Origin of the sequence: Bacillus haikouensis, assembly GCF_013179555.1 — a bacterium.
Taxonomy (GTDB): domain Bacteria; phylum Bacillota; class Bacilli; order Bacillales; family Bacillaceae_B; genus Rossellomorea; species Rossellomorea haikouensis_A.
Map to the genome: position 1 here is coordinate 1 of NZ_JABMCR010000133.1, position 11,784 is coordinate 11,784.

Annotated in this window: 9 protein-coding genes, 2 tRNA genes and 1 pseudogene; 10 read left to right on the top strand and 2 right to left on the bottom strand. The window is 42.3% G+C overall.

Features of this window, described 5'->3' with window-relative positions; all coding sequences use genetic code 11:
* The 4 genes and pseudogenes from HP456_RS13465 to HP456_RS13480 form a co-directional block, all read left to right on the top strand.
* A pseudogene (locus tag HP456_RS13465) lies at positions 1-373 on the top strand (spore cortex biosynthesis protein YabQ); the annotation flags it as partial.
* A gap of 46 nt (positions 374-419) precedes the next feature.
* Entirely contained in the window at positions 420-812 is a 393-nt protein-coding gene (locus HP456_RS13470; protein ID WP_172251907.1) for an FtsB family cell division protein, read from the top strand.
* A gap of 74 nt (positions 813-886) precedes the next feature.
* Positions 887-1,309, top strand: a complete 423-nt coding sequence (locus HP456_RS13475) for a S1 domain-containing RNA-binding protein (RefSeq protein WP_172251909.1) — start codon at positions 887-889, stop codon at positions 1,307-1,309.
* 488 nt (positions 1,310-1,797) lie between these two features.
* Positions 1,798-2,268: a DinB family protein gene (locus HP456_RS13480; RefSeq protein WP_172251911.1), complete on the top strand. Its 471-nt coding sequence runs from the start codon at positions 1,798-1,800 to the stop codon at positions 2,266-2,268.
* 313 nt (positions 2,269-2,581) lie between these two features.
* On the opposite strand, the gene HP456_RS13485 is transcribed toward HP456_RS13480, so the two are convergent.
* Together HP456_RS13485 and HP456_RS13490 are read right to left on the bottom strand one after the other, a co-directional pair.
* Positions 2,582-2,653 (bottom strand) — tRNA-Glu (locus HP456_RS13485).
* 8 nt (positions 2,654-2,661) lie between these two features.
* Positions 2,662-2,738: transfer RNA gene (locus HP456_RS13490), tRNA-Met, on the bottom strand.
* A gap of 282 nt (positions 2,739-3,020) precedes the next feature.
* On the opposite strand from HP456_RS13490, the gene spoIIE reads away from it, so the two are divergent.
* The 6 genes from spoIIE (at position 3,021) to ftsH (ending at position 11,439) form a co-directional block, all read left to right on the top strand.
* A complete protein-coding gene (gene spoIIE, locus HP456_RS13495) occupies positions 3,021-5,513 on the top strand; it encodes a stage II sporulation protein E (RefSeq protein ID WP_172251913.1) in 2,493 nt (830 codons plus the stop codon).
* Positions 5,514-5,610: 97 nt separating this feature from the next.
* Positions 5,611-6,351 (top strand): VWA domain-containing protein, encoded by a 741-nt coding sequence (locus HP456_RS13500; protein WP_172251915.1) that lies wholly within the window; start codon positions 5,611-5,613, stop codon positions 6,349-6,351.
* Positions 6,320-7,315, top strand: coding sequence for a serine/threonine protein kinase PrkT (gene prkT, locus HP456_RS13505; protein WP_172251931.1), 996 nt, complete (start codon positions 6,320-6,322; stop codon positions 7,313-7,315). Before HP456_RS13500 ends, prkT begins: the two co-directional genes overlap by 32 nt.
* Before the next feature lie 66 nt (positions 7,316-7,381).
* The gene (gene tilS / locus HP456_RS13510) at positions 7,382-8,788 is read left to right on the top strand and encodes a tRNA lysidine(34) synthetase TilS (RefSeq protein ID WP_172251925.1); all 1,407 of its coding nucleotides are present in this window, start codon (positions 7,382-7,384) and stop codon (positions 8,786-8,788) included.
* A 3-nt stretch (positions 8,789-8,791) separates the two neighbouring features.
* Positions 8,792-9,340, top strand: a complete 549-nt coding sequence (gene hpt, locus HP456_RS13515; RefSeq protein ID WP_172251927.1) for a hypoxanthine phosphoribosyltransferase — start codon at positions 8,792-8,794, stop codon at positions 9,338-9,340.
* Between the two features lie 125 nt (positions 9,341-9,465).
* Complete coding sequence (gene ftsH / locus HP456_RS13520; protein WP_172251929.1) at positions 9,466-11,439, top strand: ATP-dependent zinc metalloprotease FtsH; 1,974 nt, start codon at positions 9,466-9,468, stop codon at positions 11,437-11,439.
* Positions 11,440-11,784 lie beyond the last annotated feature (345 nt).

Below are 11,784 nucleotides of genomic sequence, written 5' to 3' on the forward strand. Positions count from 1 at the left end.
TCACTTGCTTGAAAAACTGATTCATTTTTTCATATCGCTGTATAATTTACTGGTTTCCATGGTAAAGAAGTTAGTGTATTCGCCGATAAAATGGTTAGTGATTCTAATGATTACACTGGTTTTTTCTATTGCGAAGGGTCTCTTGAAAACCGTAACCTTCCTGTTGAAGATGGTCTATTCGATAGTAAGATGGGCGATTATGCTCGTATTCCGTCCGGTTTGGTGGATTGTTAAAAGTATATGGAATTTATTGCCGAATCATCTTACAAAAAGAGTCGAGAAGTTATATAATAAAATGGCAGGAATTATTGAGGTCAATATCAAAAAAATATATAGAGTCATAGATAAGGTGAAAAAGCGCTATAAAAAATAGCGGTATTTCACCTTATCGCTGCTCTAGTCAAAAAGGAGGTTTGGGAATGAGAAAAAACGTAACGCCTATGGAAAATGAATATGTTCGCCACCAAGAGCATATACATAAGTCTTCATCCAAGAGAAAAAAGCGTTTGATTCGAAGATTGTCCCTGTTTTTCGTTTTAGTGCTGGCAATTAGTGGATTCATGATCTCGACTCTCATTTCCAGAGCCCAAATGTTAGAAGAAAAACGCACAGAAAAAGCGCAGCTTGAAGATAAAATGGAACAACTGAAAGATCATCAAAGTGCCTTGGAAGAAGAGATCGTCAAGCTTAACGACGACGAATACATCGCCAAGCTTGCACGCCGTGATTATTTCTTATCCGATGATGGCGAAATAATTTTCAATATCCCGGAACCGGAGAAAAAGAAGGAAGAAGAAGAGGTGTCTTATTGACACTCTTTTTTTTAATTGGCTATAATATAAAGTAAGGTTTATCTTTTATCATTTTAAGGAGGAGCATTTCTTTTATGTCAATCGAAGTAGGCAGCAAGTTACAGGGTAAGGTAACAGGCATTACAAATTTTGGAGCGTTTGTGGAGTTATCGGAAGGTTCGACTGGTTTAGTGCACATTAGTGAGGTTGCGGACAACTATGTTAAGGATATCAATGAACACCTTAAAGTTGGCGACGAAGTAACAGTAAAAGTTATTAATGTTGAAAACGACGGGAAGATCGGTTTATCCATCCGAAAAGCCAAAGACCAGCCACAACGCCCACAGCGCCAACAGCGCCCTCAGCGTCCGCGTAACAACAAACCAAGTGATACACGTCCAAAGGAGAATTTCGAGCAAAAGATGGCACGCTTTTTAAAAGACAGTGAAGATCGTCTGTCATCTTTAAAGAAGAACACAGAATCCCGACGTGGCGGAAGAGGAGCGAAAAGAGGTTAACTTGCTGTCTATTAACTAATATAGCAGGTTGTAAGACAGGAACAGGCACATTCATTGATGAATGTGCTTTTTTTGATTATTTGCAGGTGAATAATGATTGATGATTTTTTTGATTATAAGGAGGTGTGACTTCGTAATATAAAAGTCTTTTCAGTTATAAGGAATTTGTATTGATAATAAAAATACCCTTAAACAAATTTTCGATAATAATAAAGTTGTTAACGAGGTTACTAAACTATTTTTTTTCACTCAATTTGATATTAATCCTAAGAAGTTGTTTAAGAGTTTGATGGTAAAGGATGAAAATCCAGAATATAAAATCATCCGGTATTGGAAAGCTTGCTGACTTTCAATTTATTTCGCTTTTCGCCGCGTTCCCGGTATGATAACGTGTTCGAAGCTTCTGGTGGAGATCAACATACATAAAAAAGGATATTCGTTCCCTTTCATCGAATACAGATTATAAATACATAGATGGGGGAAATGACATGAACAAAGAAGAAATGATCAATCATCATGACTATTTTATTTCTTGGCTGAAAGAGCTAAAGGGTGTACAGGAAACCAAATGGTACGCACCAATGGAAGAAGGGAAATGGTCGATTGCTGCAAATGTTGCGCATATCGTAAAATGGGACGAGTATATTTTTGAAAAAGTGCTGTCGAACCTTTCTGATGGAGTTGTCCTTCCCTCATTCCCGGAATTCGATGCGTTTAATCTGGAAGCTGCCAAATATGCTCATGACGGGGTGAAGAAAGAACGGTTAATCGAGGAAGGTATTGAAACAAGAAAGTCGATCCTTCATTATATAGAGTCTCTGAATGAGGAGCGGCTGGTGCAGTCGTTTGAAGTGGATGATCACCACTATACTTTAAACGAGTTTTTTGAAGATTTCATTTGGCATGACAAACACCATCAGAAACAAATTGAAGAGGCACTATATAAAGAAAAAGCGTAATAATAAGGGTGTTTCTTAAAATATTGTTGTTTTTGTAACATATCCCATTGTCTGACAAAGCACTTTTCAAGTGCTCTTTTCAAGGATAAGATCAAAAGAGATCACGAGCAATTAATCAATATCAGGTATTTGCTTGTGTGGAAAATCAAAGTATGCGAAAAGAAGCAATAAAAAAGACTATCCAGTGGATAGTCTTTTTCTTGTCCAGCCCTGGTCCCTCGAGACGTTTCGGTTCGTCCAATGAAGTCAAACTTCACAGGCTGGACCTCCAACGCTTGTCGCGGCGGACCAAGGCGCTTACGCATTTCTGTTATGACCCGTACGGGATTCGAACCCGTGTTACCGCCGTGAAAGGGCGGTGTCTTAACCGCTTGACCAACGGGCCATGCAATATGGTAGCGGCGGAGGGGATCGAACCCCCGACCTCACGGGTATGAACCGTACGCTCTAGCCAGCTGAGCTACACCGCCATATGTGTTTTAAGCACAAAATCTATGATACATAGAAACAAAATTCTTGTCAACAGAAATAATAAAAGAATTTGTCAAAATTCCTTCATGTCAGTCTGCGTCTGATTTTTAGAAGGTAATTGACAAAAAAACACAGGACGAAACTTAAAATTTTCTGAATATTATAATAGAATGAATAGAATGCCGTCGAAACATTCTTAGGCTTCATTCCCTCATTTTGACAAACTTTTAAGCTTGTCCCCTTTATACTTAACAAAAAAGTAAATGGGGAGTGTTTGTTACATGGGTAAAGCCAATCAGACAACCATAGAACCTGGTCAAAATGTAGACATTGAGCACACCAAGCTGGAATTGTCTAAAGGGATAAAGTCGATTTATTCCAAATTGGAATGGCTGTTTGTCCAAAAGGGAATTGCGCTGTTCATTATCGGATTTTTATTAGGAAGGGCGCTCATTTTATCGCATTTGACTCCGTTTGCACTTCCGTTCTTTGCATCTGTCTATCTTGTCCGGCGGGAAAAATCACCGATTGCGCTTCTGGGTCTGCTTGCCGGGGCGGTCACATTATCTTTCTCTAGTATCAGTTATACGTTTGCAAGCACAATTATATTCCTAGTAATCTTTCGTTTAACACAAAAGTATCATAAAAATGAACTTAAATATGTAGCGTTTTATGTATTATTTACGGTGGTGGGAGTCAAGCTTGCATTTAATTATATTCAGCAGGATCAGGTCCTGACAATTTACAATGGTGTGATGGCCATGATCGAAGCGAGCCTCGCGTTTCTATTAACCTACATTTTCATTCAGAGCGTCCCGCTTGTCACCGTACAGCGCAGGAGGCGTTCACTTAAAACAGAAGAAGTGGTCAGCCTGATCATTCTGCTTGCTTCAATTATGACGGGTACAATCGGCTGGGCGGTATACAGCCTGTCCATCGAACATATTTTATCAAGATATTTGGTTCTGCTATTTTCATTTGTCGCCGGAGCTACCATTGGCTCTACAGTAGGGGTCGTAACTGGCCTGATCTTCAGCCTGGCAAATGTCGCGAGCTTTTTTCAAATGAGTTTGCTTGCTTTTTCTGGTCTTCTGGGCGGATTAATGAAAGAAGGGAAGAAATTCGGAGCGGCAATCGGTTTGTTAATCGCTACCCTGCTTATGGGAATGTACGGAGATAGTGATACAGTTCTGACCAAAACTCTCTATGAATCGGGAGTGGCGATCCTCTTGCTATTCCTGACACCGCAGAGCTTAGCGATTAAAATCGCCAAACATATTCCCGGCACCCCCGAATACCAGCAGGAGCAGCAGGGATATATGAGAAGAGTCAGGGACGTGACTGCGAACAGGGTCACACAGTTTTCTTCTGTTTTTCAGGCTTTATCGAACAGCTTTCAGCAAATAGAAGATCGTTTCGAAGAGGAGGAAGATAAAGAATTTGATTATTTCTTGAGCAATGTCACAGAAAAGACATGTCAGACCTGCTTTAAAAAGGATCAGTGCTGGTCAAGGAATTTTGATAAAACCTATAATCTGATGAAAGATGTGATGAATGAGTTCGATCAAGGGAAAATCCCGCTGTCCCCCCGTCTTCACAGGGAGCTTGACAAGCATTGTACGAAAGAAAAAAAGCTGCAGGATACGATTTATCAGGAACTGACATTTTACCAGGCCAACCTTAAGCTTAAAAAACAAGTGAAGGAGAGCAGGAAATTAGTAGCGGATCAGTTGCTGGGGGTCTCGGAAGTCATGGGCAACTTCGCAAAGGAGATTCAAAGAGAAAGGGAAAATCATCATATTCAGGAGGATCAGATCCTTACAAGTATTAATGAGTTTGGCATAGAGATTGAGAATATTGAAATTTATAATCTGGAACAGGGGAATGTGGACATCGATATGATGATCCCTTACTGCGGCGGCCACGGCCAGGGAGAAAAACTGATCGCTCCGATGTTATCGGATATTCTCGGGGAAAACATTGTGGTGTATAAGGAGGATTGTGCTCAATTTCCAAATGGATATTGTCAGATGACATTCAGGTCGGCAAAGAAATTTGTGGTGGATACCGGGGTATCACATGCCGCTAAAGGAGGGGGACTTGTTTCCGGGGACAGTTATTCGATGATTGAGCTGGGTGCCGGAAAATACGCAGTCGCGATCAGTGATGGAATGGGGAACGGAGAGCGGGCCCATTATGAAAGCAATGAAACACTAAGACTGCTTAAAAAAATTCTGGAATCGGGAATTGAAGAGGAGGTAGCGATAAAGTCGGTGAACTCGATCCTTTCTTTAAGGACGAATGATGAAATTTTCTCAACCCTTGATTTAGCCATGATCGATCTTCAAAATGCTTCCTCGAAATTCTTGAAAATCGGATCTACCCCGAGTTTTATTAAACGCGGAGATAAAGTGATGAAAATAGAAGCCAGCAATCTGCCGATGGGAATGCTGCAGCACGATTTTGACGTGGATGTCGTATCCGAGCAGTTAAAAGCGGGTGATCTGCTAATCATGATGAGTGACGGTGCATTTGAAGGACCAAAGCATGTGGAGAATTATGATTTATGGATGAAACGTAAAGTGAAGGAACTCGAAACCGATGCACCGCAGGAAGTGGCGGATATCCTGATGGAGGAAGTAATACGTTCAAGTTCGGGAATCATTGAAGATGACATGACGATCGTTGTATCGAAAATCAAACATAATATTCCAAAATGGTCATCTATCCCTATACAAAAAACACAAGAAAAAGAGAAGAAACGGATCTCATAAGGGCGGTGGGCACTTCTATAAAAATAGTGAAATGAAGTATAAATCCCTCTTAGTTCGGCGAAGATGATAACATCTTTTGAATTAGGAGGGGAGTCTGATGAAGACAGGTACACTTCGTCAAATTCTATTAATAACTGATGGATGCTCGAATCAAGGGGAAGATCCAATTGCGATGGCGGCCCTTGCCAAAGAACAGGGAATCTCAGTAAACGTCATCGGGGTAATGGATAATGATGTAATCGATGATAATGGAATGCAGGAAATTGAGGGAATTGCATTATCCGGGGGCGGTGTCAGTCAAATCGTCTACGCCCAGCAGCTTTCCCAAACCGTCCAGATGGTAACGAGGAAAGCGATGACTCAAACGTTGCAAGGGGTAGTGAATAATGAATTAAAGCAAATTCTCGGGAAATCCTCTTCGATGGAAGAACTTCCTCCTGATCAACGCGGGGAAGTAATGGAAGTGGTAGATGAATTGGGAGAGTCTGTGGACATGGAAGTGTTGATTCTTGTCGATACGTCTGCAAGCATGAAACATAAACTTCCGACAGTCAAAGAAGCTTTGCTGGACCTCTCTTTAAGCTTAAATGCTAGAATGGGAGATAATAAATTTTCGGTATTTGTATTTCCCGGGAAACGACAAGATGTCGAAAAATTGCTGGATTGGACGCCTAAGCTCGAAACACTTACGAGTATTTTCTCTAAGTTGTCTCCAGGCGGCATTACTCCAACAGGCCCGGCAATCTCAGAAGCATTGACCTACTTCAAGAAAAAACGTTCGTTAAGGGGATTGCTCTCTCGTGGCGATGATGAACAATACTTCGAAGAAACCATTTAATTTTGCACCAGGGACTGTAATAAGAGGGAAATGGTATAAACATATTTATACGATTGTGAAAGAGTTGGGGTACGGTGCCAACGGAATGGTATATCTTGTGCAGGGTGCGTCCGGATACCAGGCATTAAAGATGAGTGACAGTAATGTCTCCATCACATCTGAAGTCAATGTATTAAAGTCGTTTTCAAAGGTCCAGGGAACCCCTCTTGGACCTAAACTGCATCAGGTGGACGATTGGGAGACGAGAGGACAGAAAATACATTTTTATACGATGGAATATATACAGGGCGTGAATCTATTAAGTTTTGTACAATCGAAAGGACCTGCATGGACAGGGGTGCTGATTGCACAACTTCTTTCGGACCTGGAACGGATTCATAACGAAGGCTGGGTGTTCGGCGACCTCAAACCCGAAAACCTTATTGTCACAGGCCCTCCCTACAGGATACGCTGTATCGATGTCGGTGGAACAACCATTCAAGGCAGGGCGATAAAAGAGTTCACCGAGTTTTTTGACCGCGGATACTGGCTTGGCGGTTCCAGAAAAGCAGAACCTACCTATGATCTTTTTTCGGTTGGTATGATCTTAATCAATTTAGCCTATCCCCAGCGTTTCAATAAGACGGGAAACGGGAATATACAACAATTGAAAAAGGCCATTTCAGCAAAAGATCAATTAAACAAGTTTCAGTCTACCATTGAAAAAGCGCTGGAAGGGAATTTCCGATCTGCAGATGAAATGAGAAATCATTTATTGCAGAGTATCTCTCATGGCGGGAGCACTGCGAGCGCCGCCAGCCGGGCAAAGAAGACACCTCCCCCTTCCCCGGGGCAGCATTCTTCACAACGGAGCAGAGTACAACAGCAAAAACGGAAGAAATCCAGTCATTTCCTTGAGACGGTGATGGTGATCATGATTGTCTCGATGCTGTATATCTTATATATCTACGGTGAGCTCATGTAGAATGGTAGTACCATTGCCGGGAAATTGATACAATAAGGGAAAATGACCGGGGAAGAGGAAGAGAACATGTTAGGAAATGCGACAAAAGATTTCATTCAACGCCATCAGTTAATAGAAGTTGGAGACCGGATTGTGACAGCTGTCTCCGGTGGTCCGGATTCATTGGCATTGCTTCATTTTCTACATGTGAACAGGAAAGAATGGGGAGCCGAGGTGATTGCTGCTCATCTCGATCATATGTTTCGAGGAGAGGAATCTTATCAGGAGCTCCTTTTTGTTAAGCATTTTTGTGCGGAGCGGCAGATTCCCTTTTATGGGGAAAGTATAAATGTTTCGAAAATCATAGAAGATAAAAAAGGCAGCCTGCAGGAAGTTGCGCGCTCCGTTCGATATGATTTCCTCAAAGAAATCATGCATGCTGTATCTGCAGACAAACTTGCATTGGGCCATCATGGGGATGATCAGATAGAAACGATTCTGATGAAACTGACCAGAGGTTCTGCCGGAAAAGCCCGGGCCGGGATCCCGTACAGGCGTGAATTCCCTCCAGGTCAGATCATCAGGCCGTTTCTTCCTGTCACGAAGGCAGAGATTGAAGCCTATTGCAGGAAACACCATCTTTCTCCCCGTTCAGATCCCAGTAATGATAAGGATCTTTATACAAGGAACCGATTCCGGAGAACCATCATTCCTTTTTTAAAAGAAGAAAACCCGCTCGTTCATCATCAATTTCAACAATTTAGTGAAGAAATAACAGAAGATGAAGAGTTTTTAGAGGAATTAACGAGGGAAAAGTTGAATAAGGTATGGAATAACACAGAGGTTTTCACTGCGCTCAAAATTGAAGGCTTCCTTGCAATGGCTGAGCCTTTACAAAGAAGAGGGATTAATCTAATATTAAACTATCTTTACAAACAAAGACCATCTTCTTTATCGACTATACATATTTATGGTGTATTGGGTATATTAAAAGGAAAATCACCTAATGCAAGCTTGGATTTACCTGGGGGACTCCGTGTAACAAGGGCGTATCACACCTGTTATTTTCACTTTGGGAAATTAGAGTCTGGTCAAGCCCCTTTTTGTTATGAGTTAAAGGTCAATGAAACCCTCACACTTCCAAGCGGTTCTCAATTTGTTCTCCACGATTCTTTACCGGATATTGACGACTGTAACGGTGACCGCGTGTACATAGATCGTGAAGACGTTGCGCTTCCGTTATTCATACGTACGAGGAAGACCGGAGATCGATTGAAAATCAAAGGGTTAGATGGAACAAAGAAGATTAAATCGCTATTCATTGACGAAAAAGTTCCCCGCCATTTACGTGAAGAATGGCCGGTTGTCGTCGACTCGGAGGACAAGATCCTTTGGGTGCCCGGAATAAAGAAGTCAATTTACGATTCAGGGGAAGCCCGGGAAAATAGTTTAGTATTACAATTTAAAAGCAATCATCTTCTAGGAGGCAGTTGAACATTGTTAAATCAGGATATTGAAAAGGTATTGATTTCAGAGGAAGAGCTACAGGCAAAGATCAAAGATTTAGGGGCGCAGCTTACAGAGGAATACCAGGATAAATTTCCTTTGGCAATCGGCGTATTGAAAGGAGCAATGCCTTTCATGGCTGATCTGTGCAAACGTATGGATACTCATATGGAAATGGATTTCATGGATGTTTCAAGTTACGGGAATTCCACTGTTTCTTCCGGAGAAGTGAAGATTGTGAAAGACTTGGATACCAAAGTTGAAGGCCGTGACATTCTGATCATCGAGGATATCATCGACAGCGGTTTGACATTGAGCTACTTAGTTGAACTGTTCCGATACCGTAAAGCAAAGTCAATCAGCATTGTCACTCTTTTAGATAAGCCGACTGGTCGAAAAGCAGATATCGTGGCAGATTATGTAGGGTTCATCGTCCCTGATGAATTTGTCGTCGGTTATGGCCTTGATTTCGCGGAAAGATACCGCAATCTGCCGTACATCGGTGTGTTGAAACCTGAAGTGTATACAACTGGGGAATAAGAGTAATCTAAAGAGGAATATTCTAATTGGTTTATTGCAAAACATCAAGCCCTATTTGTTGTAATGCCATGATTTACTATGATACTATTTTAGTTAGTTTGTTTACCCGTGGGAGGAGGTAAGGGATGAACCGGATCTTTCGTAACACCATATTCTATTTACTGGTCTTTTTAGTCATTATAGGTGTGGTGAGTTATTTTAGTAACAACAACGAGCCAACCAAAAATATTGAATACAGTACTTTCATCAACCAGCTTGAAAAAGGAGAAGTTGAATCATTCTCCATTCAGCCTGGAAGAGGTGTATATGAGGTAAAAGGAGAGTTAAAAGGTGCTAAAGAAGGAGAATCCTTCTTAACCTATGTCCTTACTACCGATGGCAAGTTAATGGACCAAATCAATACAGTAGCTTCTGAGCAGGATATTGATGTAAACGTATTACAGGCCAAAGAGACAAGCGGATGGGTGTCGTTCTTTACAACGATCATTCCATTTGTGATCATTTTCATTCTGTTCTTCTTCTTACTGAACCAGGCGCAGGGCGGCGGCAGCCGTGTCATGAACTTTGGTAAAAGTAAGGCGAAGCTTTATAGCGAAGAGAAGAAGAAGGTTCGCTTTAAAGATGTAGCAGGAGCGGATGAAGAGAAACAGGAACTTGTAGAGGTTGTGGAATTCCTAAAGGATCCACGTAAATTCTCTGAAATAGGTGCACGTATTCCTAAAGGGGTGCTGTTAGTAGGTCCTCCGGGAACAGGTAAAACATTACTTGCACGAGCTGCAGCGGGAGAAGCAGGAGTACCATTCTTCTCAATAAGTGGTTCTGATTTCGTCGAAATGTTCGTCGGTGTCGGGGCATCCCGAGTTCGTGATTTATTCGAAAATGCGAAGAAAAATGCACCTTGTATCATTTTCATTGATGAAATTGATGCGGTGGGCCGTCAGCGTGGGGCAGGTCTCGGCGGAGGCCACGATGAACGTGAGCAGACGCTTAACCAGCTGCTCGTTGAAATGGATGGTTTCGGAGCGAACGAAGGGATTATCATCGTCGCTGCCACAAACCGTCCGGATATTCTCGACCCTGCACTATTACGTCCAGGACGTTTTGATCGACAAATCACGGTGGACCGCCCGGATGTAATCGGTCGTGAAGCTGTACTTCAAGTACATGCCCGCAACAAACCGCTTGATGATTCAGTTGATCTGAAAGCAATCGCGATGAGAACCCCAGGTTTCTCAGGAGCGGACTTAGAAAACCTTCTGAACGAGGCAGCACTTGTTGCCGCCCGTGAAGATAAGAAGAAGATTGATATGCGCGATATCGATGAGGCAACGGACCGTGTCATCGCGGGACCTGCCAAAAAGAGCCGTGTCATATCTGAGAAAGAACGTAAAATCGTTGCATTCCATGAAGCGGGTCACACTGTAATCGGGGTTGTGCTTGATGAAGCGGATATGGTACATAAAGTAACCATCGTTCCCCGCGGGCAGGCTGGCGGATATGCCGTTATGCTTCCAAAGGAAGATCGTTACTTTATGACGAAGCCAGAGCTTCTTGATAAAATCACAGGCCTGCTCGGTGGCCGTGTCGCTGAAGAAATCATCTTCGGTGAAGTATCGACTGGCGCGCATAACGACTTCCAGCGTGCAACTGGAATTGCACGTAAAATGGTCACTGAATACGGAATGAGTGATAAGCTCGGACCGCTTCAATTCGGTTCCCAGCAAGGCGGTCAGGTATTCTTAGGCCGTGACATCAATAGTGAACAAAACTATTCAGATGCCATCGCCCAGGATATTGACAACGAAATGCAGCGCCTGATCAAAGAAAGCTATGAACGTGCAAGGAAGATTCTTACAGAGAATCGCGACAAGCTTGAACTCATAGCCAAAACATTACTGGACATAGAAACACTCGATGCTGCTCAAATCAAGCATCTGGTGGATCACGGTACATTACCAGAGCGCACGTATGAATCTGACAAAGAGACAAAAGGCGACGTAAAGGTAAACATCCAGAAGAAAAATGAAGAGAACATGATCGAAGCAGATACAAAAGATACGATCACTGAAGACGATTCTGACAAAACAGATCGCACATAATATGAAAAGGAGGCTCACCATCTGAGGTGCAGCCTCTTTTTTTTGTGAATCGGTCAATGAAATTGCTTGAAGAGGGCAGAAATGGCAAACGAGTAAAGTTCGCAGTGGGTTATAGCCTGATACAGTTGTTGTTTGGAGTGGAAGATGGCCCCTTGAGACCCCACAGATGCCACGCAATGACAAGGAGTATCACCAACCACCAGCAAAAGCGAAGTCTTCCATGAAAGTAACAGCGGTATATAAAGAGTCTCTCCCGTTAAAGGTTTTCAACGGGTTTTGTACTTACCTATTAATAAAAAGATATGGTATGATGTTGGCAGTGTGTGAAAACAAATGGCTTAGTAG